Source organism: Streptomyces sp. NPDC013457 (assembly GCF_043089925.1).
In the GTDB taxonomy this organism is placed as follows: Bacteria; Actinomycetota; Actinomycetes; order Streptomycetales; family Streptomycetaceae; genus Streptomyces.
On record NZ_JBICBL010000014.1, the window covers coordinates 42,954 to 68,297 of the forward strand.

Below are 25,344 nucleotides of genomic sequence, written 5' to 3' on the forward strand. Positions count from 1 at the left end.
GTAGCTATCCGGCGGCGCGTTCCTCGGGCGGGGGCGGCGCTACGGGACGCCGGCGCGGCGGGAAGACCTCGGACGGCTTCGGGGCCGGGCGCTTCGTCGGCGCGGGCGGCTGCTTCGGGGCGGGCGGCTTGGGCTCGTCGGCGGCGCGGCCGCCGGGAAGGGCCAGCAGCCGGGCTCGGGGCGCGGGGGCCACGGCCTGGGAGACGCGGGCGAGGCGGGCGCGTACGGACCGTTCGGCGAGGACCTGGCAGCGCTCCAGGAGGCCGGCCGCCCGGGGGTGGACCCGCAGTGCGCGCAGGGCCGTGAGGTCGTCGACCCCTGGGTCGTACCCGGCTCCGAGGGCCTCTTGGAGCAGGTCCAGGTAGCCGGCGCGCGAGCCGGGCAGGGCCTCGCGGTACCGGGTCAGGTCGGCGAGGAGGAAGGCACGCAGCCGGCCGGCCTCACGGACGGCGTCGTCCACGGACGCGGCGAGCCGCAGGCAGTCCTGGACGTCCTCGTCCTGAAGGGGGGCGGGGTTGAGGGCGGTGGCAAGGGCGCGTCGGAGCACACGCAGCTCGTCCGCACTGAACGCCATGCCGCCGCGGGATCCGTATGGCGTGGGCATGAGGTGACAATACGCGCTAATCGGACAAATTTCGTTTACCGATCAGCTCGGTGTGGCGGCGGCGGCGCCTCCGGCCGGTCCGGCGCCGCCCACGCGAGACGCGCCCCGCTACATGCGCGAGACGTTGCGCTCGTACACCAGGCGCAGGCCGATCAGCGTCAGCCACGGCTCGTGCTCGTCGATCTGCGTGGCCTCGCCCAGCACCATCGGCGCCAGGCCGCCCGTGGCGATCACCGTCACGGTCGACGGGTCGCCGTCGCGGCCGACCAGCTCGCGCTTCATCCGGGCCACCACCCCGTCGACCTGGCCGGCGAAGCCGAAGACGATGCCCGACTGCATCGCCTCGACCGTGTTCTTGCCGATCACGCTCCGCGGCCGGGCGAGCTCGATCTTGCGGAGCTGGGCACCGCGGACACCCAGCGCCTCGACCGAGATCTCGATGCCGGGTGCGATCGCGCCGCCCGCGTACTCGCCGCGCGCGGTGATCGCGTCGTACGTCGTCGCCGTGCCGAAGTCGACCACGATCGCCGGACCGCCGTAGAGCTCGACCGCCGCGACCGCGTTGATGATGCGGTCCGCGCCGACCTCCTTCGGGTTGTCCGTGAGGATCGGGACGCCCGTCTTGACGCCGGGCTCGACCAGGACGGCCGGCACGTCGCCGTAGTACCGCCGGGTCACCTCGCGCAGCTCGTGCAGCACCGAGGGGACCGTCGCGCAGATCGCGATTCCCTCGATGCCGTCGCTCAGCTCGACGCCCAGCAGCGGGTGCATGCCCATGAGGCCCTGGAGCAGGACCGCCATCTCGTCGGCGGTGCGACGCGGGTCGGTCGAGATGCGCCAGTGCTCGACGATCTCGTCCCCGTCGAAGAGCCCGAGGACCGTGTGCGTGTTGCCGACGTCGATGGTGAGCAGCATCAGGCCCGCACCTCGCGCAGGTCGAGGCCGATGTCGAGGATCGGGGAGGAGTGGGTCAGCCCGCCGACCGCGAGGTAGTCCACGCCCGTCGCCGCGTAGGCCGCCGCGTTCTCCAGCGTGAGGCGGCCGGAGGACTCCAGGACCGCGCGCCCGGCGACCAGGGCGACGGCCTCCTCGGTCTCCAGGGGCGTGAAGTTGTCCAGCAGGATCAGGTCGGCGCCCGCGTCCAGGACCTCGCGGACCTGGTGCAGCGTGTCGACCTCGACCTCGATCGGCACGTCCGGGAACAGCTCCCGTACGGCCTTGAAGGCCTGCGCCACACCGCCGGCGGCCACCACGTGGTTGTCCTTCACCAGCGCCGCGTCCGACAGCGACATGCGGTGGTTGACGCCGCCGCCGCAGCGCACCGCGTACTTCTCCAGGGCGCGCAGCCCCGGCGTGGTCTTGCGGGTGTCCCGGACGCGGGCCTTGGTGCCCTCCAGGGCGTCCGCCCACGCGCGCGTGGCGGTGGCGATGCCGGAGAGGCGGCACAGGATGTTCAGGGCACTGCGCTCACCGGTGAGCAGGTCGCGGGTGCGGGTGGTGACGCTCAGGAGCTTCTGGCCGGCCTCGACGCGCTCGCCGTCCTCGACGTGCCGCTCGACCTCGAACGTCTCGGTGCAGACGATGGAGAGCACCGCCTCGGCGACCCGCAGACCGGCCACGACACCCGCCTCACGGGCGGTGAAGTCGGCGGTGGCGACCGCGTCCTCGGGGACCGTCGCCACGGTCGTCACGTCCACGCCGCCGTCGAGGTCCTCCTCGATGGCGAGGTGGGCGATGTCCTCGACCTGCACGGGGTCGAGCCCGGCGTCGGCGAGGAGCTGCGCGAGCGCGGGGTCGAGACCGCACTCGTAGACCTCGTCGCCGTCGGCGCAGCCGCAGCCGTCACCGCAGCCGCCCGCCTCCTCGGCCGGGGCGCTGATCTGGATCAGAGGGACGTCCACGGGCTGCGGACGTGCTTCTTCGGGCGTGCTCACGACTGCGGCTCCCTGGTTGCGTCGGCGGTTACGGGCGGAAAGTCTGCGGTGGCGGTACGGCGGACCACGAGCCGCCGGTCCGGGGTGAGGCGCACGATCAGATGGCGCCGCCAGTCCTCGTCGCGCTCGGGACGGTCCTCTCGCCAGTGGCAGCCGCGGGTCTCCCGGCGCTCCTGGGCGGCGGCGACCAGCACCCGGGCGACGCACAGCAGGTTCGTCGTCTCCCAGGACTCGACGCCCGGCTCGGCCGCCTTGCCCCGGCGGTCCTCCGCCGCCGAGAGGCTCAGCGCCTCCAGCGCGTCGGCGGCGTTGCCGAGGCTCTCGGCGGAGCGCAGCACCCCGGCGTCCGCGCTCATGATCCGCTGGATCCGGACCCGGGTCTCGGGTGCGAGCAGCGGCAGCACGGCCGGGGTGGCGGGCACGGCCGGGGTGGCGGGCACGGCCGGCAGGCCCTCGCGGTGCGGGCCGCGCGTGGCGATGTCGTCGGCGATCCGCTCGGCGAAGACCAGGCCCTCCAGGAGCGAGTTCGACGCCAGACGGTTGGCGCCGTGGACTCCCGTGCAGGCCACCTCACCGCACGCGTAGAGGCCCGGGACGGTGGTCCGGCCCGTCAGGTCGGTGCGGACGCCGCCGGAGGCGTAGTGGGCCGCGGGGGCGACCGGGATCGGCTCGGTGACGGGATCGATGCCGTGGGCGCGGCAGGCGGCGAGGATGGTGGGGAACCGGGTCTCCCACATCTCGGCGCCGAAGTGCCGGGCGTCCAGGTACATGTGCTCGGCGCCCCGCTCCGTCATCCGGCGCATGATCGCCTTGGCGACGATGTCGCGCGGGGCGAGCTCGGCCAGCTCGTGCTGCCCGACCATGAAGCGGACCCCGTCGGCGTCGACGAGGTGGGCGCCCTCGCCCCGTACCGCCTCGGAGACCAGCGGCTGCTGACCCTCGGAGTCGGAGCCGAGGAAGAGCACCGTCGGGTGGAACTGGACGAACTCCAGGTCGGAGACCTCGGCCCCGGCGCGCAGGGCGAGCGCGACGCCGTCACCGGTGGAGACGGCCGGGTTCGTGGTGGCCGAGAAGACCTGGCCCATGCCGCCGGTCGCGAGGACCACGGCGGGGGCGTGGACGGCGCCGACGCCGTCGTGCTGGCCCTCGCCCATGACGTGCAGGGTCACGCCCGCCGTGCGCCCCTCGTCGTCCTTGAGGAGGTCGAGGACGAGGGCGTGCTCGATGGTCCGCAGCCCGCCGTCCCGTATCGCCTCCACGAGGGCGCGGGAGATCTCCAGGCCGGTGGCGTCGCCGCCGGCGTGGGCGATCCGGCGGCGGTGGTGACCGCCCTCGCGGGTCAGGGCGATCTCGCCGTCGTCCGTCTTGTCGAAGTCGGCGCCGGTGGCGATCAGCCGGCGGACGGCGTCGGGGCCCTCGGTGACCAGGAGCCGGACGGCCTCGGTGTCGCAGAGCCCGGCGCCCGCGACGAGGGTGTCGTCGAGGTGCTGCTCGGGGGTGTCGCCCTCGCCGAGCGCGGCGGCGATGCCGCCCTGCGCCCAGCGGGTGGAGCCGTCGTCCAGGCGGGCCTTGGTGACGACGACCGTCCGCAGTCCGGCGGCGGTGCAGCGCAGGGCCGCGGTCAGCCCCGCCACACCGGAGCCGACCACGACGACGTCGGCGTCGATGGACCAGCCCGGCGCGGGGGCGTGCAGCCGTATTCCGGTCACTTGGTGGCTCCGAAGGTCAGCGGGATGTTGTCGATGAGGCGCGTGCTGCCCACGCGGGCGGCGACGGCGAGGATCGCGTCCCCGTCGTGGTCGTCGCCGACCTCGGTGAAGTCGGCCGGGTCGACCAGCGCGAGGTAGTCGAGGACGAGCGGCGGCTCGGTCTTCGCCGCCTCGTCGAGGACCGCGCGGGCCGCGGCCCGTACGGCGTCGGCGCCGCCGCACTCGGACGCCTGGGCGACCGCGTGCGCGTCGGCCGCGGCGCGGGCCTCGCCGAGCCGGGAGAGCGCCTCGGCGCGGGTCTCGGCCCGGCCCTGGGAGGCGGGCAGGGAGGCGGCACGCGCGCGGAGCGCGTGCTGGGCGGCCAGCCGGTCGCCCGCGGCGAACAGGGCGCGGGAGAGGGCGAGGGCGGTACGGCGCTCGCCGTCGGAGAGGTAGCGGTTGCGGCTGGACAGGGCGAGACCATCGGCCTCGCGGACCGTCGGCACGCCGACGATCTCCGCGGGGAAGTTCAGGTCGCGGGCCATCCGCCGGATCAGGGCCAGCTGCTGGGCGTCCTTCTGGCCGAAGAAGGCCAGGTCGGGGCGGGTGAGGTGGAGCAGCTTGGCGACGACCGTGAGCATGCCGTCGAAGTGGCCGGGCCGCGAGGAGCCTTCGAGGCGCCCGCCCATGGGGCCCGCGGTGATCCGGACCTGGGGTTCCCCACCGGGGTAGACCTCGTCGACGGAGGGCGCGAACACGGCGTCGGCGCCCGCCTCCTCGGCCGTCCGGAGGTCGGCGTCCAGCGTGCGGGGGTAGCGGTCGAGGTCCTCGCCCGCGCCGAACTGGAGCGGGTTGACGAAGACGGTGACGACGACGAAGCCGTCGGGTCCGACCTGGGCGCGGGCGGTACGGACGAGGGTGGCGTGCCCCTCGTGGAGCGCGCCCATGGTCATCACGACGGCCGTACGGCGGTTTCCGGCCAGGCCCGGGGCGGGGGCGAGGGCGTGCAGCTCGGCGGCCGTGCGGACCAGGGCGAAGGTCGTCGATGTCATCGGTCGGTCTCCCCGTCGGCGAGCACGCCCAGCAGGTCCTCGGCCAGCTCGGGCTTGAGCAGACCGTGCGCGAGCGCCCGGTCGGCGGTCGTGCGGGCCATCGCCAGATAGCCGGCGACGGTGCCCGGCGCGTGCTTGCGCAGCTCGGCGACGTGCGCGGCGACCGTGCCCGCGTCACCGCGCGCCACGGGGCCGGTGAGGGCGCCGTCGCCGGACCGCAGCGCGTTGTCCAGGGCGGCGCCCAGGAGCGGGCCGAGCATCCGGTCGGGGGCGGAGACGCCCGCCGAACGGAGCAGGTCCATGGACTGGGCGACGAGGGTGACCAGGTGGTTAGCGCCGAGGGCGAGGGCCGCGTGGTAGAGCGGGCGGGCCTCCTCGGCGATCCACTCGGGCTCGCCGCCCATCTCGATGACCAGGGCCTCGGCGGCCAGCCGCAGCTCCTCGGGCGCGGTCACCCCGAAGGAGCAGCCGGCCAGGCGCTGGACGTCGACGGAGCTGCCGGTGAAGGTCATGGCGGGGTGCAGGGCGAGCGGCAGCGCGCCGGCCCGGCGGGCGGGGTCCAGGACGTTCACGCCGTACCGCCCCGAGGTGTGCACGAGCAGCTGCCCGGGCCGTACGGCCCCGGTCTCGGCGAGGCCTTCGACCAGGCCGGGCAGGGCGTCGTCGGGGACGGTCAGCAGCACCAGCTCGGCACGGGCGAGCACCTCGGCGGGCGGCACGATCGGCACGTCCGGGAGGAGGGTCCCGGCGCGTCGCACGGACGCGTCGGAGACCGCGGAGACGGCGACGGGGCGGTGTCCCGCGAGCTGGAGTGCGGCGGCGAGGGTGGGTCCCACCCGGCCGGCTCCGACGACTCCGACGGTGAGTCGCGCGGGACGGTCTTCCGCTCGGGGTTCTGCTGGTCGATTCACGCGGCAACGGCCTTCCGTTCCAGTCCGCGGGGGGTACCGGACGATTTCTGGTCATGCTACGCCAGCGTTTCGCGCTCCTCCGTGACTGTCCACAGGGTGTGGGTGGTGGTGTGATGATCGGCCCATGGACGAAACGGAATCGCGGCTGCATCGGGCGAAGGTGTGGGGCGGTGCGCGGCGCGCGCTCTGGCACTCGCCGGTCGAGGGCACGGTCGGGGAGCGCCTGCGGGAACTGGCCGACTGGGCGGGGGCGGCGGAGAACGACGGCGGCCCCGTCGACATGTACGGGGACGGGCCGGTCGAGCGGCTCGAACAGCGGGTGGCCGAGGAGCTCGGCCACCCGGCCGCGGTGTTCTTCCCGACCGGGACCATGGCCCAGCAGGTGGCTCTGCGCTGCTGGGCGGGGCGGACCGGGAACCGCGTCGTCGCCCTGCACCCGCTCGCCCACCCCGAGGTCCACGAGGGCGGGGCGCTCGCGGCGGTGAGCGGGCTTCGGACGGTCCACCCGGCGGACGGCCCGAGGCTTCCGACGGCCCAGGAGGTACGGGAGCACCCGGAGCCCTTCGGGACGCTGATGCTGGAACTGCCGCTGCGGGACGCCGGGTTCGTGCTCCCGACCTGGGACGAGCTGGTCGAGGTCGTGGAGGCGGCCCGGGAGCGGGACGCAGTGGTGCACGTCGACGGCGCGCGGCTGTGGGAGTGCGCCCCGCACTTCGGGCGCGGGCTGCGGGAGATCGCGGGGCTCGCCGACAGCGTGTACGTGTCGTTCTACAAGTCCCTGGGCGGTCTCTCGGGAGCGGCGCTGGCCGGCCCGGAGGACGTCATGGAGGAGGCCCGGGTGTGGCGGCACCGGTACGGGGGCCAGGTCTTCCAGCAGTACCCGGCTGCGGTGTCGGCGCTGCGGGGCCTGGAGCGGGAGCTGCCGAGGCTGCCGTCGTACGTGGACCACGCGCGCGTGGTGGCGGCCGGGCTGCGGGCGGGGTTCGAGGAGGCGGGCGTGCCATGGTTCCGGGTGCACCCCGAGGAGCCGCACACCCACCAGTTCCAGGTCTGGCTGCCGTACGACCCCGACGCCCTCACGGCCGCCTCCCTGTCGCTCACCGAGGCGACGGGCACGGTCCTCTTCCGCCGCTGGGGCGGCCCGGGCGCGGGCGGCCCGCCGGGCGTGGCCGTGACCGAGGTGACGGTGGGGGAACCGGGGCTCGCGTGGACGCGGACCGATGTCCGCGACGCGGTACGGGAGTTCCTGACCCACCTCGCACGGCCCGCCGATTGACGGACGGCGTCAAACGGTTCGACCGCCCCCGGGCCGCCCCGCACCATAGGGGGGTGAGCCTGACCATCGACATCACCGGACTGCCGCACGAGCGCATCTCCTTCGGCCCCTCGCCGCTGGCCGAGCTCGGCGCCGCGCTGCACGCGCTGTCCGAGCCCGGCCACCACCCGGGGCTGCACGGCTGGGCCACGACCACCGGCGCGGCGCTCAAGCCCGAGCTCGCCGACCGGCTGCACGAGGCCGACTTCATGTGGCGGTCCACCCGCTCCGACTTCCTGCTGCCCGCCCGGCCGCGCGAGACGCTCGCCGAGGAGCTCGACGACCTCGACCGGATGGACGACGAGACCTACGTCGGGGCGGCGCTGGAGATCTCCTGCAGCACCCAGTACGCGGACGGGCTGCCCTCCCCGCTCGTCGACCCGCACTCCCGCTGCCGCGCCCTCGACCTGGCCGCCGCGCGCGGCCCGCGGCAGTACGCGTTCGTGGAGCGGACGCTCGCCGACCCCACCGGCACGCGCGCGTGGATCCGCAGGCTCCTGGAGGACTGCGACGAGGCCTTCTTCGCCGACACCTGGCGCCGGGTCCGGGTCCAGCTCGCCGCCGACGCCCGGCACAAGACCGAACTCCTGCGCCGCAAGGGCCTCGCCGAGGCCGTGGCGGCCGTCTCCGGGGCGATGAGCCTGGAGGAGGACGCCGACGGCTCCCGGATCGTCATCGACAAGCTGGTCCACGGCCGTACCCACACCGAGGGCTCGGCGCTCACCTTCCTGCCGACCGCCTTCGGCCGGCCGCACCTGATCGCCCTGCACGCCCGGGGCTGGCAGCCGGTGATCCAGTACCCCGTCTCCACCGGCGAACTCGCCGGCTCCGCACCCGTGGAGACGGTCAAGCTCCGCCTGGAGGCCGTCGCGCACCCCATGCGGATGCGGATGTGCCGCAACCTCGCCCGTGCCTCGTACACGACGAGCGAGCTGGCCGACGCCTACGGCATCAGCGCCCCCGAGGTCTCACGCCACCTCGCCGTCCTGAAGAGGGCCGGTCTGCTCACCACCCAGCGCCGCGGCCGCTACGTGCTGCACCAGCTCGACGTCACCGTCGTCGCCCGCCTCGGCAGCGACTTCCTCGAGGCCGTCCTGCGCTGACGCGCGGCGGCTCAGACCGCGCCGCCGCCCGCCCGCACCAGGCCCGTCTCGTACGCCAGGACCACCACCTGCACCCGGTCCCGCAGGTCCAGCTTGGTCAGGATCCGGCCGACGTGCGTCTTCACCGTCGCCTCCGACAGCACCAGCCGGGCGGCGATCTCACCGTTCGACAGACCCTGGGCGACCAGGAGCATCACCTCACGCTCGCGGCCGGTGAGCCGGTCCAGCTCCTTGTGCTGCGGCTCGCGGCCCGAGGACGGCAGCATCGGCGAGAAGCGGTCGAGGAGGCGGCGGGTCGTGGACGGGGCCACGACGGCGTCACCGCTGTGCACGGACCGGATCGCGCCGAGCAGCTCGGCCGGCGGCACGTCCTTCAGCATGAAGCCGCTCGCGCCCGCCTTGAGCCCCGAGAAGGCGTACTCGTCGAGATCGAACGTGGTCAGGATCAGCACCTTGGGGGCATCCGGCTCCGAGCAGATCCGCCGGGTCGTCTCGACCCCGTCGAGCTTGGGCATCCGGACGTCCATCAGCACCACGTCCACGGCCGTGGAGCGCAGCACCTCCAGCGCCTCCACACCGTCCCCCGCCTCGGCCACGACCTCCATGTCCGGCTGGGCGGCGAGGACCATGCGGAAACCGGTGCGCAGCAGCACCTGGTCGTCGACGAGCATCACGCGAATGGACATCTGGTTCCTTCGGATCGTCAGTGGGCGGGCTTCAGGGGGAGCAGGGCGCTGATGCGGAAGCCGCCCCCGGGGCGCGGTCCCGCGTCCAGGGTGCCGCCGACCATGCCGACCCGCTCCCGCATGCCGATCAGGCCGTGGCCGCGGCCGTCGGCGCCCCCGTCCTCGTACATCTCGTGGGTCGCGCCCCGCCCGTCGTCCTCGACGAGCAGCCCGAGACCGTCGTCGAAGTAGACCAGGCGGACGCTGGCCCCGGCGTCCGGGCCGCCGTGCTTGCGCGTGTTGGTGAGGGCCTCCTGCACGATCCGGTACGCCGTCAGCTCGACGCCGCTGGGCAGCGGGCGCGGCGTGCCCTCGATCCGGAAGTCCACGGTCAGCCCGGCCCCGCGCACCTGCTCGACCAGGTCCTCGATCTGCTCGACGTCCGGCTGGGGCACGTACTCCCCCGCCTCCTGGTGCTCGCCGGTGCGCAGGATGCCGAGCAGCCGGCGCATCTCGGCCAGCGCCTGACGGCCGGTCGAGGAGATCGTCTCCAGGGCCTGCTTGGCCGTCTCCGGCGAGGAGTCCAGGACGTAGGCGGCGCCGTCGGCCTGGACGACCATCACGGAGACGTTGTGGGCGACGACGTCGTGCAGCTCGCGGGCGATCCGGGCGCGCTCGGCGGCGACGGCCACCTTGGCCTGCGCCTCGCGCTCCTTCTCCAGGCGGGAGGCGCGCTCCTCCAGCTGTGCGAAGTAGGCGCGGCGGGTGCGCAGGGAGTCGCCGAGGACCCAGGCGAGTGCGAACGGCACGGTCATGATCACCGTGAAGAAGACATGTGTGAGGGCCGAGCCCGGGCTGGTCTCGGACGGCCATCTCAGGCTGGAGAGCGTGGCGGCGCTGAGACCGCCGGCGAGCGCGAGACGGGACGCCCAGCGCGGTCCGTCGTGCGCGGCGACGGTGTAGATGATCACCAGCATGGCGAAGTCCGCGAAGAACGGCTGGAGCCCGAGGGTCAGCTGGGCGAGGCCCAGCACGACGGTGAGGACGAGCATCTTCTCGGGCTCGCGGCGGCGCAGCGCGACGACGAGGCTGAACAGCGCGGCGACCAGTCCGTACGCGGCGGGGTGGCCGGGCCCCGGGGAGGCCGACACCACCCACAACAGGGAGAACCCGAAGAGGACGACGGCCCAGAAGGTGTCGACGCCCGTCGGGTGTCTGCGGAGGAAGTCGTAGAGGCGCTGCACGTAACCCAGCGTAGGGAAGGTGGATAGGTGCAGGGGTCAACCGTGGGGTCGATCCTTGACGCGAGGACCGTACTCCGCAAGGTGGAGACTGGCCTGTGTGGCGGATGAGACGTGTCAGTGGCAGGGGTGGCGTGAGGCCACGGAGCGGGCGCTGTACGGCCCCGGCGGCTTCTTTCTGCGCCCCGAGGGTCCGGCCGGGCACTTCCGCACCTCGGTGCACGCCTCGCCGCTCTTCGCGGGGGCCGTCGCACGGCTGCTGACCGAGGTGGCGCAGGAGCTGGAGACGGACGAGGTCGACTTCGTCGACGTGGGCGCGGGCCGCGGCGAACTGGTGACGGGCGTCCTGGCCGCCGTACCGGCGGGGCTTGCGGTACGGGCGTACGGCGTCGAGCGCGCGGAGCGGCCCGCGGGGCTCGACCCGCGGGTGGAGTGGACGGACCGGGTGCCGGACGGGGTCCGGGGCCTGCTGTTCGCGAACGAGTGGCTCGACAACGTGCCGGTGGACGTCGCGAGCGTCGACGAGGCGGGGGTCGTGCGGTACGTCGAGGTGCGGGCGGTGGACGGTGCCGAGCGGCCGGGGGGACCCGTCGAGGGGCCGGACGCGGAGTGGCTGGAGCGGTGGTGGCCGCTCGCGGAGCCCGGCGAGCGGGCGGAGATCGGGCGGCCGCGTGACGAGGCCTGGGCGGCGGCGGCCGGCTCGCTGGCGGCGGGGACGGCGGTGGCGGTGGACTACGGGCATGTACGGGAGTCCAGGCCGCCGTTCGGGACGCTGACCGGGTTCCGGGCGGGGCGGGAGGTGCCGGCGGTGCCGGACGGCTCGTGCGACGTCACGGCGCATGTGGCGATGGACGCGTGCGCCCGGGACGGCGGGGAGCTGGTCACGCAGCGGGAGGCGCTGCGGCGGCTGGGGGTGAGCGGGGAGCGGCCGCCGCTGGCGCTGGCGTCGAGCGACCCCAGGGCGTACGTCCGGGCGCTCGGCGCGGCGGGCGAGGCGGCCGAGCTGACCGCGCGCGGGGGGCTCGGGGACTTCCTGTGGCTGACGCGGAGGGCGCCGGGGCCGAGCGGCCCGGGCACCGGGGGCGGCCGGTCCTGACGGGGCACCGCGCCCGGGGGCTGTGCCCGCCTGTTCCGCCCTGCGGAACAGGTGCCCACAACGGTTGCGGCGCAGGGGATACTGGCGTCCATGACGGAGACGACGGTCGGAATCGGCGGGGCGGCGGAGAGCACCGACATGGTGCTGAACATCGGGCCGCAGCATCCCTCGACCCATGGCGTGCTCCGGCTGCGGCTGGTCCTGGACGGTGAGGTCATCCAGCGGGCCGAGCCGGTCATCGGGTACATGCACCGCGGTGCCGAGAAGCTCTTCGAGGCGCGCGACTACCGCCAGATCGTCATGCTCGCCAACCGGCACGACTGGCTCTCCGCCTTCTCCAACGAGCTCGGTGTCGTCATGGCCGTCGAGCGCATGCTCGGCATGGAGGTCCCCGAGCGGGCCGTCTGGACGCGGACGCTGCTCGCCGAGCTGAACCGCGTCCTCAACCATCTGATGTTCCTCGGGTCGTACCCCCTCGAACTGGGTGGTATCACCCCGGTCTTCTACGCGTTCCGGGAGCGCGAGGAGCTCCAGGCCGTGATGGAGGAGGTCTCCGGCGGCCGGATGCACTACATGTTCAACCGCGTCGGCGGGCTGAAGGAGGACCTCCCCGCCGGGTGGCTCGGCCGGGCGCGGGCGGCCGTCGCCGACGTGCGGTCGCGGATGGACGTGTACGACAAGCTGGTCGTCGGCAACGAGATCTTCCGGGGCCGTACGCGGGGCGTCGGCGTCCTGACCGCGGAGACGGCGCACGCGTACGGCGTCTCGGGCCCCATCGCCCGTGCCTCCGGCGTCGACTTCGACCTGCGCCGCGACGAGCCGTACCTGGCCTACGGGGAGCTCCAGGACACGCTCAAGGTCGTCACCCGCCAGGAGGGCGACTGCCTCGCCCGCTTCGAGTGCCTCCTCGACCAGACCCACAACTCCCTGGATCTCGCCGACGCCTGTCTCGACCGGCTCGGCGAGCTGCCGCCGGGCCCGATCAACCAGCGGCTGCCGAAGGTGCTCAAGGCCCCGGAGGGCCACACGTACGCCTGGACCGAGAACCCGCTCGGCATCAACGGCTACTACCTGGTCTCCAAGGGCGAGAAGACGCCGTACCGGCTCAAGCTGCGCTCGGCGTCGTTCAACAACATCCAGGCGCTGACGGAGCTGCTGCCGGGCACCCTCGTCGCGGACATGGTGGCGATCCTGGGCTCGCTCTTCTTCGTCGTCGGCGACATCGACAAGTAGCCGGACGGTGCGCGGCCGACCGGAGCGCGGGGTCAGTCCCGGCGCATGACCACGAAGTCCCTGGGGTCCTTCTCCGGGCGCCGGCGCTGCACCACGCGCCAGTCCCAGCGCTCGTAGCGGCCGCGCAGCTCGGGCACGTCGAGGGTCATCAGCAGCCGGGGCACGGAAGCCTCCGCGAGAAGCGTGTCGTGCAGCGCGCGGCCGAGGCCGTGGCCCTGGTGGGCGGGGGCGACGACGAGTTCGCCGAGTTCGAACGCCTCCGGACCGCCCGAGAGCGCGGTGTCACGCCAGCCCGCGGCGAACCCGGTCAGGGCGCCCTCCGGGTCGTACGAGGCGACGCAGCGGAAGCCGGGCTGTCCCGCGGAGAGCCGGCCGAGCAGCCGGTCCACCGTCCGCAGGGCCCCGCGCGGGGGCTCGTGCCAGGGCGGGCCGCAGAACGCCTGCGCGCAGAGGGCGATCAGCTCGTCCCGAACCGCCGTGACCTCCCCGGCGGCGAGCGACCTGATCGTCACGAGCCGACGGCGCCGCGCAGCTCCGCCACGTCGATCTGCTCGGTCTCGTCGTGCGCGGTCAGGTCGATGACCTTGCCGATCGCCCGCTGTTCGGGGGTGCGGCGCGCGATGGTCGCCAGGACCTCCTCGCCCACCACGTCCGCGAGGTCGGCGTCCTGGACGGCCTCGATGGCGGCCGCCTCCTTCTGCGTACCGAAGAAGTCGAAGCCTCCCTCGGGGCGCGCGGCGCGCCGGCCCGCGTACGGGACGATGGCGCTGGCGACCGGGACGGCGCGGACCGCGGGCAGGGCGGAGGATGCGGGAACCACGGCGGTCGACGGTCGAGCGTGCGGCTCGCTCCCGGCGGCCGCCGCGTGCTTCCCCTGCGGCTCCTCCGTCTCCCGGGCGCGCTCGGCCAGATCGCGGCTGCGGGCGGCCTCCGTCGTCCGGCGGGCCTCCTGAGCGGCGGCGTTGCGGGCCAGGTTGCGCAGGGCGTCGGCGGCCTGGCGGTACAGGGCCGGGGTCGGCGTGGACCCGGCGGCCGGCAGCTCCCTGGCCGGGGTGGTCGCCTCCAGGGCGAGCTGCCTGCGGCCTTCGAGGGCGCTGGCCCGCTCGGTCTCGGCGTTGGCGTACCGGCGCAGCAGCGCCGCGTGCTCGCCGCGCAGACCGGCGAGTTCGACCCGCTTGGCGCGCAGCTTGGCGTCGAGCTTGGCCCGCAGCTCGCGGGACTCGTCGAGGTCGGCCTCGAGCTCGGCTATGCGCTCCTCGGTCTTCCACTGGTCCGCGGCGCGGGCCCTGGTCAGCTCGGCGACCTGGCGTCCGGCACTCCGGTCCCAACTGCGCATGATGACGCCACCGGTGACGGCGGCCGCCGCAGCGGCGGCCACGAGCAGCCGCAGCGCCACGGGATCGGCGAGCAGCCAGGCGCCCGCGGCACAGACGGCCGACGCTCCGGCCACCGCGGAGGGCGGCAGAAGCTTGTGCAGGGGAGGTGAATGGCGGTGGCGTCCACGTGGCATGGCCTGAAATTTACCGTGCGTAGGCGCCGTGTGGGGTGTCGGCCCGGCAATCTCTTGGCCACTTCTCGTCGTCGTGGCCGAGCCCCGGTATCGACCGGGCCGACTCCCCTTACCGGACCCTTACTTGCTGACCAGGCCCTTCGACTCCAGATAAGCCTTCGCCACGTCCTCGGGCTTCGCCCGCTCGGCGTCCACCTTGCGGTTCAGTTCGGCGAGATCGGCCGTGGTGAGGACCTTTGTGATCTTGTCGAGAGCGGCCGCGATCTCGGGCGATCCGGCGTCCTTGGCATTGACCACCGGCAGCACATTGTCGGCGTTCTGCAGCTTCTTGTCGTCGTCGAGGAAGACCAGCCCGAAGCTCTCGATCGTGGCGTCCGTCGTGGTGGTCAGCACCAGCTGGTCCACGCCGTCCTTGACCGCCTGCTTGGACTGCGGGGTACCGACGCCCTTGGGGTCGATCCCCGTCACGTCGATCCCGTAGGTCTTCTTCAGACCCGGAGCGCAGAACGGCCGTATCTCGCACTCGTCGCCGGCCGCGATCTTCACCTTCAGCTTGGCTGCGCCGAGATCCGAAAGCGTCTTCAGCTTGTTCTTCTCGGCGAATTCCTTCGACACCGCGAACGCGTTCTGGTCGACGGCCTCGCCGACCGCGAGGACCTTCAGTCCACGGGGCTCCGCGAGCTTCTTCAACGCCTCCACCGTCGCGGCCGCGTCACCGGAGGCGACCGGCTTCTCCTCGGGCGCCTTCGGGCCGTTCACCTTCGCGTTGAGGAATTCCGCGATCGTCGCCGCGTATTCCGGTACGACGTCGATCTCGCCCTTCTCCAGGGACGGTTCGTACAGCTCGCGGTTCTTCACCGTGGTGACCGTCGCGGAGTATCCGGCGTCGTTCAGCACCTGCGCGTACAGCTCCGCGAGCACCTTGGACTCGGTGAACGCCGCCGCGCCCACGACGAGCGAGCCCTTCTTCCCACCGGACGCGCCGCCGCTGCCGCCCGCCTTGCCCTCCTCCAGGCTGTCGCCGCCGCACGCGACGAGCGAGACGGCCAGCGCCGCCGTACCCAGTACCGCACCCGCGATACGCGAGGTCCTGCTCACGAGATCACTCCCAGTAGGTCTAGTCGTCGTTCCGTCGTCACAAGCGGTTCCGTCGGTTCTCAGGCGCGCCGTCCGAGCAGTCGGTCCGCCCCCACGAGCACCAGTTCCACCACGAGGGCGAGCAGGGCCACGAGCAGGGCGCCCGCGACGACCTGCGGGGTGTCGTACGTGTTGAACCCGGCGGTGATGATCCGGCCCAGGCCCCCCTGGCCGACCATCGCCGCGATGGTCGCCGTGGCGACCACCTGCACGGCGGCCGAACGCAACCCCGTCATGATCAGCGGCCGGGCGAGCGGGAGTTCGACCTTCCGGAAGACCTGTCCGCCCGACATCCCCATCCCCCGTGCGGCCTCGACCACCGCCCGGTCGACCTCGCGCATGCCCACGTACGCGTTGGTGAGCAGCGGCGGCACGGCGAACAGCACCAGCGCGATCACCGTGGGGACGTAGCCGGCGTTGCGCAGCGGCGACACCATGAAGAGGGCCAGGACCGCGAAGACCGGTATCGCCCGGCCCACGTTGGAGACGTTGACGGCGAGCGCGCCGCCCCGGCCGGCATGTCCGAGGCCGAGCCCCAGCGGCAGTGCGACGGCGCAGGCCAGCAGCAGCGCGACCCCGCTGACGTACACGTGCTCGCCCAGACGGTGCCACACCCCGCCGTCGCCCGCCCAGTTGGCGCCGGTGCCCAGCCAGCTCCAGGCGTCCGCCATGATCCCCATGCCTCTACCCGCCCCCCGGCGCCGTGCGTATGCGGGTCCACGGCGTGAGCAGCCGCTGCACACCGAGGAGCAGCAGATCCGCGGCCACCGCGAGCAGGACGCACAGCACCGAGGCGGCGAGCACCTGCGCCTTGAAGAACGTCGGCAGCGCGTCCTCGATGAGGTTGCCCAGACCGCCCCGCCCCACGATCGAACCGACCGTCGTGAGCGCGATCGTGGAGACCGTCGCCATCCGTATTCCGGCCATCAGCGCGGGCAGTGCGAGCGGCAGCTCGACCTCCCACAGCATCCGCGCCGAGCCGTACCCCATCCCGCGCGCGGCCTCCCGCGCCTCGGCGGGGACCGCGTCCAGACCGGCCACCGTGTTCCGTACGAGAATCGTCAGCGAATAGAGCACGAGACCCGTCACGACCAGCGCCGCGGAGAGCCCGAAGAGCGGCAGGAGCAGGGAGAACATCGCCAGCGACGGGATCGTGTAGAGCAGCGTCGTCAGTCCGAGCACCGGTCCGGCGAACCGGGGCCGCGCCCGCACGAGCAGCGCCAGCGGGAAGGCGACCACGATGCCGACGAGCACCGACACGACCGTGATCCCCACGTGCTGGAGCAGCGCGTCGGTCAACTCCTGGCTGCGGGTGCGCAGATACTCGCCGCAGATCCAGTCGTTCGTCACCAGGCAGTTCGCCGCGCTCATGTACCCTCCCCCGGTCACCAGCCGTGCCGAACACGTGTCTGGTCGACCCTAACCCCCGGCACCGACAATCGCCGAGGACCGCCACATTGCGGCAACACGCCCTTCACACGCGCCCGTCGATCAGGCGTCAGAATGAGGAACATGATCCGGTTCGAGCAGGTGACCAAGCGGTACGCGGACGGCACCACCGCCGTCGACGGCCTCTCCTTCGAAGTCGCCGAGGGTGAACTGGTCACGCTCGTCGGCCCGTCCGGCTGCGGCAAGACCACCACGATGAAGATGGTGAACCGGCTCATCGAGCCGACCGAGGGCCGGATCCTCCTCGACGGCCAGGACATATCCGGGATCGACCCCGTCCAGCTGCGCCGCCGGATCGGCTACGTCATCCAGCAGGTCGGCCTCTTCCCGCACCGCACGGTCCTCGACAACACCGCGACCGTCCCGCACCTCCTCGGCGCCCCGCGCGCCCGGGCCCGCGCCCGCGCCGCCGAACTCCTCGACCTGGTCGGCCTCGACCCGAAGGTCTACGGCGGCCGCTACCCCGAGCAGCTCTCCGGCGGCCAGCGCCAGCGCGTCGGCGTCGCCCGCGCGCTCGCCGCGGACCCGCCGGTGCTGCTGATGGACGAGCCGTTCGGCGCCGTGGACCCGGTGGTGCGCGAGCACCTCCAGAACGAGTTCCTCCGCCTCCAGTCCCAGGTCCGCAAGACCGTCCTGCTCGTCACCCACGACCTGGAGGAGGCCGTCCGGCTCGGGGACCGTATCGCCGTCTACGGACAGGGCACGATCGAGCAGTTCGACACCCCGGCGACCGTCCTCGGCGCCCCCTCGACCCCCTACGTGGCCGACTTCGTCGGCTCGGACCGCGGCCTGAAGCGGCTCTCGGTCACCGCGGTGGACGCCGCCGCCCTGGAGGAGGTGCCGGTGGTCCGCGCGGGAGAGCAGCCGTCCCCCGGAGCCCCCTGGTCCCTCGTCCTGGACGCCGAGGGCCGCGTCACGGGCTGGGTCGCCGCGGACGAGCCCGGCCGCACCCGCCCCGCCCCGGAGCCGGTCGCGCTCGGCGCCACCCTCCGGGAGGCGCTCGCCGCGCTCCTGCAGAACGACACCGGCTGGCTGCCCGTCACCGACCCCGCCGAAGGCGGCCGGTACGCGGGCGTCCTCACCCCGGACGCCGTCCACCGGGCCCTGCGCGCTGCCTCCCCGGCCCCACAGGACTCACCGGACTCACCCAAGCAGCTCAGTTCGCGCTGAGCCGGCCGCTCATCCACACGAGGCCCGGCGGGATCTCCCGGTTCCAGGTGTTGAAGTTGTGCCCGCCGCTCTCCAGCGTGATCGACGAGACCCGCGCCGGGGCCTTCACCTTCCTGATGAAGTCGCGCGTCCCGCGCAGATTCCCCTCGCCCTGCTTCGACGTCGTCACCAGGAACGACGACGCGCCCTGCGGCAGGTGGTCCAGGCTCCACAGCAGGTTCGCCCGCTTGCGCGCCCTGTCGTCACCGCGGAACAGATCACCCGTCGTGACGTCCTCGGCCGCCTTGTAGTACGCCGAGAAACCCGCGCCCGCCGCGAACCGGTCCGGGTGGTGCAGCGCGATCTTCAACGCGCAGTAGCCGCCCGTCGAGTTCCCCATGAACCCCCAGTTCCGCGCCTTCGTCCCCACCCGGTACGTCTCCGAGACCGCCTTCGGCAGGTCCTCGGCGAAGAAGGTCTCGGTCTGCGGCCCGCCCGGGACGTCCACGCACTCCGTGTCCCGCGGCGGTGCCACGGTCGGCCGCAGCATCACCAGGATCATCGGCCGCATCTTCTTCTCCTTGGCCTGCGTGAACGCCGTCTTCGGGTACTTCAGCCCCTTGAGCAGGTTCTCCGCGGTACCCGGGTAGCCGGTCAGCACCACGGCGGCCGGGAACGTGCTCGACGCGTACTCCTTCTGGAAGTACTCCGGCGGCAGATACACGTACGCCGGAGAGTCGATGCCGGACTTCCGGCCGGTGACGACGACCTTCTGGATCTGGCCCCCGACCGAGGGCCGGGACGCGCCGGGCACGTCCGGCGCCTGCTTCCCGACCACCCTGATGTCCTTCGAGCCGGCCGAGTGGTCCACGACCGCCCCCATGTCCTGCTCCTGCCCCAGGAGGTCCGCCCACGACCCGTAGAAGAGGAAGGAATTGTTCGCGGCGAGCCCCACCGAGGCGAACAGCGCCAGCTGGGTGGCGAGCAGCAGCCCGATCCTGCCGAGCACGGGCCGCACCCCGCCGCGGGCAAGGCGCGGCCACAGCCAGACCGTGGCCGCGAACAGCACCACCGCCAGCACGACGGCCAGCGCCAGAACCTTGTTGCTGGTGAGACCCATGAGACGCCCGAGCTCTCTTCCTGAGAATTTCCTGTGGCCGAATGAACCCGCTCCCCCGCCCGGCCGTCCTAGAAAGCGCAAAACCTCCGGAACGGCCCGCCCCTGACCACCGCGCGGCCGACGGAGAACGAATCTTTCGCGGAGCCACGGGAAGCACGGGAAGCGATGTCTGTCACGGTAGATGGGGACAAATCAGGATTGGTTCCGGTTCGGGTACGCCGGATTCTGCGCGGACCACGCCCCGAGAAGGTCCCCTCACTCGTCGGAACGGCCTGCACGCTCATCGGCCTGATCGACATCGCCGCGGGCGTCTTCCCGCGCTTCCGGGCCAGCCGGATGCACGCCCTCGCCGAAGTCCTGCCCGGCACCCTCGGGCCGCTCTCCGCGGCCCTCTCCCTCAGCGCCGGCGTCCTGCTCCTGCTCCTCGCCCACGGCCTCAAGCGCCACAAGCGCCGCGCCTGGCGCGCCGCCGTCGTCCTGCTGCCGCTCGGCGCCGTGGCCCAGTTCGTCTGGCGCCACTCCGTCGTCGGCGTCCTGCTCTCCCTCGCACTGCTCGCCCTGCTGCTGCGCCACCGGGGCCAGTTCGCCGCCCTCCCCGACCCCCGCAGCCGCTGGAAGGCGCTCGCCAACTTCGTCCTCATGGGCGCCGGGTCGATCCTCCTCGGGCTCGTCATCGTCAGCGCCCACCCGCGCCGCGTCATCGGCAGCCCCAGCCTCACCGACCGCCTCGAACACGTCCTCTACGGACTCTTCGGCTTCGAAGGCCCCGTCGGCTACACCGGCGGCGCCGACTGGACCGTCGGCTACTCCCTCGGCGCCCTCGGCATGCTCACCGCCCTCACCACCATCTACTTCGCCTTCCGCCCCGAGCACCCCGCCGCCCGCCTCACCGAGGACGACGAGACCCGGCTCCGCGCCCTCCTCGACAAGCACGGCGGCCGCGACTCCCTCGGCCACTTCGCCCTCCGCCGCGACAAGGGCGTCGTCTTCTCCCCCAGCGGCAAGGCGGCCGTCTGCTACCGCGTCGTCTCCGGCGTCATGCTCGCCAGCGGCGACCCCATCGGCGACGTCGAAGCCTGGCCCGGCGCCATCGACCGCTTCATGGACGAGGCCCAGGCCCACTCCTGGACCCCCGCCGTCATGGGCTGCTCCGAGACCGGCGGCGAGGTCTGGACCCGCGAGACCGGCCTCGACGCCCTCGAACTCGGCGACGAGGCGGTGGTGGACGTCGCGGATTTCTCCCTCTCCGGGCGCGCCATGCGCAACGTGCGCCAGATGGTGAAGCGGATCGAACGGGGCGGCTACACCACCAAGGTCCGCCGCGTCCGTGACCTCAGCGACGGCGAACTGACCCGCGTCCGCCGCGCCGCCGCCGACTGGCGCGGCACCGACACCGAGCGCGGCTTCTCCATGGCGCTGGGCCGCATCGGCGACCCCGGCGACGGGGACGCCGTCATAGCGACCGCCCACAAGACCGACGAGAACGGCACGGCCTCCCCCTACGGAGACCTCAAGGCGATCATCCACTTCGTGCCCTGGGGCCCGGACGGCATGTCCCTCGAACTCATGCGCCGCGACCGCTCCGCCGACCCCGGCATGAACGAGCTGCTCATCGTCGCCGCCCTCCAGGACTCCCCCCGCCTCGGCATCGAGCGCGTCTCCCTCAACTTCGCCATGTTCCGCTCCGCCCTCGCCCGCGGCGAGAAGATCGGCGCCGGCCCCGTCCTCCGCCTCTGGCGCGGACTGCTCGTCTTCCTCTCCCGCTGGTTCCAGATCGAGTCCCTGTACAAGTTCAACGCCAAGTTCCGGCCCCGCTGGGAACCCCGCTTCGTCGTCTACCGCAAGAGCCGCGACCTGCCCCGCATCGGCTTCGCCGCCATGCAGGCCGAAGGCTTCGTCGACCTCCGGCTGCCCCGCCCCTTCGCCCGCCGCATGGCCTCCGCGGAGCCCCGCCCCTGCACCCACATCGTCGCCCCGCAGCCCGACCGGGAGGTCCGCGCCGCATGACCCGGCGCGGCCCCTCCCCGGGGTCCCCGCCCGGCCATCCCGGAAGGTCCGCGGGGCCCGACCCCCGCCCCGGGCCCTACGCTGGGCATATGAGTACGTCGATCGGCCGGGGCACGGCCTTGGGCCTGCCGGAGTGGGACCGCTGCGCGGTCATGGGCGTCGTCAACGTGACACCTGACTCCTTCTCCGACGGCGGCCGCTGGTTCGACACCACGGCCGCCGTCAAGCACGGGCTCCACCTCGTCGCCGAAGGCGCCGACCTCGTCGACGTCGGCGGCGAATCCACCCGCCCCGGCGCCAGCCGCGTCGACGAGGAGGAAGAGCTCCGCCGGGTCGTCCCCGTCGTCCGCGGCCTCGCCTCCGAAGGCGTCACCGTCTCCGTCGACACCATGCGCGCCTCCGTCGCCCGGGCCGCCGTCGAAGCGGGCGCCGCACTCGTCAACGACGTCAGCGGCGGCCTCGCCGACCCCGGCATGGTCCCCGCCGTCGCCGCCGCCGAGGTCCCCTTCGTCGTCATGCACTGGCGCGGCTTCAGCCAGGACATGAACAGCCTCGCCGTCTACGACGACGTCGTCGGCGAAGTCCTCACCGAGCTGCGCCGGCGCATGGAGGCCGTCGTCGAAGGCGGCATCCCGCCCGAGCGGATCGTCATCGACCCCGGCCTCGGCTTCGCCAAGCTCGCCCCCCACGACCTCGCCCTCGTCGCCCACCTCCCCGAACTGCGCGCACTCGGCCGCCCCCTGCTCGTCGCCGCCTCGCGCAAGCGGTTCCTCGGCCACGTCCTCACCCGCGAGGGCGCCAACCCGCCGCCCGCCCGCGAACGCGACGCCGCCACCGCCGCCGTCTCCGCCATCGCCGCCCACGAAGGCGCCTGGGCCGTCCGCGTCCACGAGGTCAGAGCCACCGCGGACGCCGTCCGAGTCGCCAGAGCCGTCGAAGGAGCCAGGTGACCCACCAGACCGACACCGCAGCGGTCGAAGCCGCCAACACCGCCTTCTACGAGGCCATGGAGCGCGGCGACTTCGAGGAGATCTCCACCCTCTGGCTCGACGACGGCGGCACCCCCATCAGCTGCGTCCACCCCGGCTGGCCCGTCCTCTCCGGACGCGGCGAGGTCCTCCGCTCGTACGCGCTGATCATGGCGAACACCGAGTACATCCAGTTCTTCCTCACCGACGTCAAGGTCTCCCTCGGCGGCGACGTGGCCGTCGTCACCTGTACCGAGAACATCCTCAGCGGCGGACCCGCCGAGGACGGTGCCGAACTCGGCCCCCTCGTCGGCCAGCTCGTCGTCGCCACCAATGTGTTCCGCCGCACATTCGAGGGGTGGAAGATCTGGTCCCACCACGGCTCCCCCGTCCTCACCGAAACCGACGACGAAGAGGACGAGGAACCCAGCGCCTGACGGGATCCGGGGACCGATCGGGTGACGCCGGGGATTGGAATCCGGCCCTCTGGGTAGGGGCCGCACCCAGCCCCTATGGCCGCCGCCCCGAACCCCCATGGGCACGTGCTGTCGGTGCTCGCAGGTAGATTCGATTACGGACACCCGGCCGTCCGCACCCGGCTGCGTGGCCACAAGAACTACGACAGCAGGAGTGATTCGCGTGGATCGTGTCGCGCTGCGCGGCCTCAAGGCCCGAGGACACCACGGCGTCTTCCCCAAGGAACGCGAGGAAGGCCAGACCTTCATCGTCGACCTCGTCCTCAGCCTGGACACCCGGCCCGCGGCCGCCGACGACGACCTGACGAAGACCGTCCACTACGGCGTCGTCGCGGAAGAGGTCGTCGACGTCGTCCAGGGCGAGCCCGTGGACCTGATCGAGACCCTCGCCGAGCGGATCGCCGAGCAGTGCCTCAAGCACGCGGGCGTCCAGGAGGTCGAGGTCGTCGTCCACAAGCCGGACGCGCCGATCACGGTCCCCTTCGACGACGTGACCATCACCATCACCCGGAGCCGAGTATGAAAGCCACGCACAGCGACCCGACCGTGCAGCCCGTACCGGTCTCCGTCGTCGAGGCGGTCGACGCCGCCGACGTGACCCTCTCCAACCCCAAGTGGGCCGTCATCGCCCTCGGCGCCAACCTCGGCAACCGCCTGGAGACCCTCCAGGGCGCCGTCGACGCCCTCGAAGACACCCCCGGCCTCCGGGTCAAGGCCGTCTCCCCCGTCTACGAGACGGAGCCCTGGGGCGTCGAGCCCGGCACCCAGCCCTCGTACCTCAACGCGGTCGCCCTCGTGAAGACCACCCTGCCGCCCAGCTCCCTCCTGGAGCGGGCCCACGCCGTCGAAGAGGCCTTCCACCGGATCCGCGAGGAGCGCTGGGGCGCCCGCACCATCGACGTCGACATCGTCGCGTACGCCGACGTGGTCTCCGACGACCCCGTCCTCACCCTCCCCCACCCCCGCGCCCACCAGCGCGCCTTCGTCCTCGCCCCCTGGCACGACGTCGACCCCGACGCCCAGCTGCCCGGACACGGCACGGTCGCGGAGCTGCTCACCCTGGTCGGCCAGACCGGCGTCGTGCCGCGAGCCGACCTGGAACTCCGTCTGCCCGAGTAGTCGTTAGGCTCGTGCAAGACCGACCGCGAGACGACACGAAGGACACCCGGTGAAACAACTGCGGCTCAAGGTTCTCGCCGGACTGTTCATCGTGGCCGGAGTGCTGTCCTGGGGCGCCGCGCGCCTCTGGGACGCGGTCGGCACCCTGCCGAGCGTGCCGCTCGCGGCGCCCATCGTCCTCGCGTCGATCGCGGTCGTCCTCACGGCGACGGCCCTCTCGATCCGCTCCCGCCTCAAGGCCCAGCGCGAACGCCGCCCCGGCGCCAAGGGCGTCGAACCGCTCATGGCGGCCCGCGCCGTGGTCTTCGGCCAGGCGAGCGCCCTGGTCGCCGCCCTGGTCGCCGGCATGTACGGCGGCACGGGCGTCTTCCTCCTCGGCTCCCTGGACATCCCGGCCCGCCGCGACCAGGCGATCTACGCCGGCCTCTCGGTCCTCGCCGGCATCGGCGTGATCGCGGCGGCCCTCTTCCTGGAGCGAGTCTGCAAACTCCCGGAAGACGACGACCACAACGGCAAGGGCACGGCCCCGGTGGCCTGAGGTGCCCGGCTACCAGGGCTCGCGGACGAGGTGCCCGTTCACGAGGAAGGTGGGGTGCGGTTCGAGCCGGTAGCTGTAGAACGTGAAGGGCTTCGTACCAAGGGCCGGACGGGGCCGTACCTCGCGGATCCGGATCCAGGAGGACTCGGGCGGGTCGATGGGGTGCTGCTCGGGAGTGAAGGTGCCGCGGCTCTCCCAGCGGTCCGAGACGCACAGCTGCGAAGCACCCGTCCGCGCCGGAGTGAACCGTGCTCCGATGACGGGAGCGATCTCGGCCAGGAAAGGCACATTGGCGCTCAGGATCATGCGCCCTGACCATCCTTTGATGCGGCAACCGTCACCGTCGATGTATCCGTCCAGGAACCCGTTGAAGGTCTCGATGTCCCGTAACACCACCCGTGGGAAGCGTTGCCGCATGTGGTGAGCGTCCCCGCCCACATAGTGCCGCAGGGCGTCGGACAGATACGACGACACCACCCGCACACGGAACCCCGCGAGGTCGCGCTTCAGGTAGCCGGACGGCCGGGTCACAGGCTCCAAGCGAGCGGGCAGCCCCGTACAGGCCGTCAACGCCGCCGCGTACCGCGCCGCGAAGGCTTCCTCGTTCACGACCAGTGACACATAGTTCTTGCCGACCGTCCCGTCTGCGCACGTGGCGCCCACGAAGTAGCCGAACTCGTATCCCGGCCAGATCGTCAGGCGCTCCCGGCACAGCTTCCTCGCCGGTGTCCAGGCCACTGTCGTCCCTGCCGCGTCTCCGGCATGCGTCCAGCCGTCCGGAGTGGCCAGCAACAGATCAGGACTGCTGGTGAAGGCCATGTGGTCCGTGACCACCTCGACGGCGGTGCGGCTCTTCACCGCAGTCACTCCCACGACCGTGGTCTGCACCGTGCGGTCGCCGTCCAGTGTCCACAGCACGCTGCCAGGAGCCACGTTCTTCGCCTGAGCGCAGCCATCCACCTGGTTCACCAGCTGCTTGCTGGAAAGCCCGTACCCCATACCGATCCCCCTTGATCAGCGGTCAACTCC

26 protein-coding genes are annotated in these 25,344 nt (G+C 72.8%); 11 read left to right on the top strand and 15 right to left on the bottom strand.

Annotated features, from left to right (window positions below; translation table 11 throughout):
- Positions 1 to 4: 4 nt before the first annotated feature.
- The 6 genes from ACF1G2_RS30980 to ACF1G2_RS31005 form a co-directional block, all read right to left on the bottom strand.
- A complete protein-coding gene (locus ACF1G2_RS30980; protein WP_391801616.1) occupies positions 5 to 574 on the bottom strand; it encodes a hypothetical protein in 570 nt (189 codons plus the stop codon).
- 138 nt (positions 575 to 712) lie between these two features.
- Positions 713 to 1,519, bottom strand: coding sequence for a type III pantothenate kinase (locus tag ACF1G2_RS30985; RefSeq protein ID WP_391801475.1), 807 nt, complete (start codon positions 1,517 to 1,519; stop codon positions 713 to 715).
- Entirely contained in the window at positions 1,519 to 2,538 is a 1,020-nt protein-coding gene (gene nadC, locus ACF1G2_RS30990; protein ID WP_391801476.1) for a carboxylating nicotinate-nucleotide diphosphorylase, read from the bottom strand. Before nadC ends, ACF1G2_RS30985 begins: the two co-directional genes overlap by 1 nt.
- Positions 2,535 to 4,247 (bottom strand): L-aspartate oxidase, encoded by a 1,713-nt coding sequence (locus ACF1G2_RS30995; protein ID WP_391801477.1) that lies wholly within the window; start codon positions 4,245 to 4,247, stop codon positions 2,535 to 2,537. Before ACF1G2_RS30995 ends, nadC begins: the two co-directional genes overlap by 4 nt.
- The gene (gene panC, locus ACF1G2_RS31000) at positions 4,244 to 5,278 is read right to left on the bottom strand and encodes a pantoate--beta-alanine ligase (protein WP_391801478.1); all 1,035 of its coding nucleotides are present in this window, start codon (positions 5,276 to 5,278) and stop codon (positions 4,244 to 4,246) included. The genes ACF1G2_RS30995 and panC overlap by 4 nt, the downstream gene beginning before the upstream one ends.
- Positions 5,275 to 6,189, bottom strand: a complete 915-nt coding sequence (locus tag ACF1G2_RS31005) for a Rossmann-like and DUF2520 domain-containing protein (RefSeq protein ID WP_391801479.1) — start codon at positions 6,187 to 6,189, stop codon at positions 5,275 to 5,277. Before ACF1G2_RS31005 ends, panC begins: the two co-directional genes overlap by 4 nt.
- 124 nt (positions 6,190 to 6,313) lie before the next feature.
- Between ACF1G2_RS31005 and ACF1G2_RS31010 the strand changes: the two genes are divergently transcribed.
- Both ACF1G2_RS31010 and ACF1G2_RS31015 read left to right on the top strand, forming a co-directional pair.
- Entirely contained in the window at positions 6,314 to 7,465 is a 1,152-nt protein-coding gene (locus tag ACF1G2_RS31010) for a threonine aldolase family protein (RefSeq protein WP_391801480.1), read from the top strand.
- Positions 7,466 to 7,518: 53 nt separating this feature from the next.
- Positions 7,519 to 8,607 carry a DUF5937 family protein gene (locus ACF1G2_RS31015; protein WP_391801481.1) on the top strand — a complete coding sequence of 363 codons (1,089 nt, stop codon included), beginning with the start codon at positions 7,519 to 7,521 and terminating at the stop codon, positions 8,605 to 8,607.
- A gap of 11 nt (positions 8,608 to 8,618) precedes the next feature.
- Here the strand turns inward: ACF1G2_RS31015 and ACF1G2_RS31020 are convergent, their stop codons facing one another.
- On the bottom strand, positions 8,619 to 9,293 hold the full coding sequence (locus ACF1G2_RS31020; protein WP_391801482.1) for a response regulator: 675 nt from the start codon (positions 9,291 to 9,293) through the stop codon (positions 8,619 to 8,621).
- A gap of 17 nt (positions 9,294 to 9,310) precedes the next feature.
- A complete protein-coding gene (locus ACF1G2_RS31025; protein WP_391801483.1) occupies positions 9,311 to 10,516 on the bottom strand; it encodes a sensor histidine kinase in 1,206 nt (401 codons plus the stop codon).
- A 97-nt stretch (positions 10,517 to 10,613) separates the two neighbouring features.
- Here ACF1G2_RS31025 and ACF1G2_RS31030 point away from each other — a divergent pair, with 97 nt between their 5' ends.
- Positions 10,614 to 11,609 (top strand): SAM-dependent methyltransferase, encoded by a 996-nt coding sequence (locus ACF1G2_RS31030; RefSeq protein WP_391801484.1) that lies wholly within the window; start codon positions 10,614 to 10,616, stop codon positions 11,607 to 11,609.
- Between the two features lie 90 nt (positions 11,610 to 11,699).
- Positions 11,700 to 12,842, top strand: coding sequence for an NADH-quinone oxidoreductase subunit D (locus ACF1G2_RS31035; protein WP_391801485.1), 1,143 nt, complete (start codon positions 11,700 to 11,702; stop codon positions 12,840 to 12,842).
- A gap of 32 nt (positions 12,843 to 12,874) precedes the next feature.
- On the opposite strand, the gene ACF1G2_RS31040 is transcribed toward ACF1G2_RS31035, so the two are convergent.
- From ACF1G2_RS31040 to ACF1G2_RS31060, 5 genes are all read right to left on the bottom strand, one after another.
- The gene (locus ACF1G2_RS31040; RefSeq protein WP_391801486.1) at positions 12,875 to 13,354 is read right to left on the bottom strand and encodes a GNAT family N-acetyltransferase; all 480 of its coding nucleotides are present in this window, start codon (positions 13,352 to 13,354) and stop codon (positions 12,875 to 12,877) included.
- Positions 13,351 to 14,352 (bottom strand): hypothetical protein, encoded by a 1,002-nt coding sequence (locus ACF1G2_RS31045; protein WP_391801487.1) that lies wholly within the window; start codon positions 14,350 to 14,352, stop codon positions 13,351 to 13,353. The genes ACF1G2_RS31040 and ACF1G2_RS31045 overlap by 4 nt, the downstream gene beginning before the upstream one ends.
- Before the next feature lie 120 nt (positions 14,353 to 14,472).
- The gene (locus ACF1G2_RS31050) at positions 14,473 to 15,450 is read right to left on the bottom strand and encodes an ABC transporter substrate-binding protein (protein WP_391801488.1); all 978 of its coding nucleotides are present in this window, start codon (positions 15,448 to 15,450) and stop codon (positions 14,473 to 14,475) included.
- A 59-nt stretch (positions 15,451 to 15,509) separates the two neighbouring features.
- A complete protein-coding gene (locus ACF1G2_RS31055; RefSeq protein ID WP_391801489.1) occupies positions 15,510 to 16,169 on the bottom strand; it encodes an ABC transporter permease in 660 nt (219 codons plus the stop codon).
- Between the two features lie 4 nt (positions 16,170 to 16,173).
- A complete protein-coding gene (locus ACF1G2_RS31060; RefSeq protein ID WP_391801490.1) occupies positions 16,174 to 16,860 on the bottom strand; it encodes an ABC transporter permease in 687 nt (228 codons plus the stop codon).
- A gap of 141 nt (positions 16,861 to 17,001) precedes the next feature.
- Here ACF1G2_RS31060 and ACF1G2_RS31065 point away from each other — a divergent pair, with 141 nt between their 5' ends.
- On the top strand, positions 17,002 to 18,108 hold the full coding sequence (locus ACF1G2_RS31065) for an ABC transporter ATP-binding protein (RefSeq protein WP_391801491.1): 1,107 nt from the start codon (positions 17,002 to 17,004) through the stop codon (positions 18,106 to 18,108).
- Here the strand turns inward: ACF1G2_RS31065 and ACF1G2_RS31070 are convergent.
- A complete protein-coding gene (locus ACF1G2_RS31070; RefSeq protein WP_391801492.1) occupies positions 18,095 to 19,207 on the bottom strand; it encodes an alpha/beta hydrolase in 1,113 nt (370 codons plus the stop codon). The two genes, ACF1G2_RS31065 and ACF1G2_RS31070, sit on opposite strands and share 14 nt — an antisense overlap.
- 165 nt (positions 19,208 to 19,372) lie before the next feature.
- Between ACF1G2_RS31070 and ACF1G2_RS31075 the strand changes: the two genes are divergently transcribed.
- The 6 genes from ACF1G2_RS31075 (at position 19,373) to ACF1G2_RS31100 (ending at position 24,315) form a co-directional block, all read left to right on the top strand.
- On the top strand, positions 19,373 to 21,214 hold the full coding sequence (locus tag ACF1G2_RS31075) for a phosphatidylglycerol lysyltransferase domain-containing protein (protein WP_391801493.1): 1,842 nt from the start codon (positions 19,373 to 19,375) through the stop codon (positions 21,212 to 21,214).
- A 152-nt stretch (positions 21,215 to 21,366) separates the two neighbouring features.
- Positions 21,367 to 22,164 (top strand): dihydropteroate synthase, encoded by a 798-nt coding sequence (gene folP / locus ACF1G2_RS31080; protein ID WP_391801617.1) that lies wholly within the window; start codon positions 21,367 to 21,369, stop codon positions 22,162 to 22,164.
- Positions 22,161 to 22,619, top strand: coding sequence for a nuclear transport factor 2 family protein (locus ACF1G2_RS31085; protein WP_391801494.1), 459 nt, complete (start codon positions 22,161 to 22,163; stop codon positions 22,617 to 22,619). Before folP ends, ACF1G2_RS31085 begins: the two co-directional genes overlap by 4 nt.
- Positions 22,620 to 22,821: 202 nt before the next feature.
- Complete coding sequence (gene folB, locus ACF1G2_RS31090) at positions 22,822 to 23,181, top strand: dihydroneopterin aldolase (protein ID WP_361855822.1); 360 nt, start codon at positions 22,822 to 22,824, stop codon at positions 23,179 to 23,181.
- Positions 23,178 to 23,777, top strand: coding sequence for a 2-amino-4-hydroxy-6-hydroxymethyldihydropteridine diphosphokinase (gene folK / locus ACF1G2_RS31095; protein ID WP_391801495.1), 600 nt, complete (start codon positions 23,178 to 23,180; stop codon positions 23,775 to 23,777). The genes folB and folK overlap by 4 nt, the downstream gene beginning before the upstream one ends.
- Before the next feature lie 49 nt (positions 23,778 to 23,826).
- Positions 23,827 to 24,315 (top strand): DUF3180 domain-containing protein, encoded by a 489-nt coding sequence (locus tag ACF1G2_RS31100; protein WP_391801496.1) that lies wholly within the window; start codon positions 23,827 to 23,829, stop codon positions 24,313 to 24,315.
- Between the two features lie 9 nt (positions 24,316 to 24,324).
- On the opposite strand, the gene ACF1G2_RS31105 is transcribed toward ACF1G2_RS31100, so the two are convergent.
- A complete protein-coding gene (locus ACF1G2_RS31105) occupies positions 24,325 to 25,314 on the bottom strand; it encodes a hypothetical protein (protein ID WP_391801497.1) in 990 nt (329 codons plus the stop codon).
- Positions 25,315 to 25,344 lie beyond the last annotated feature (30 nt).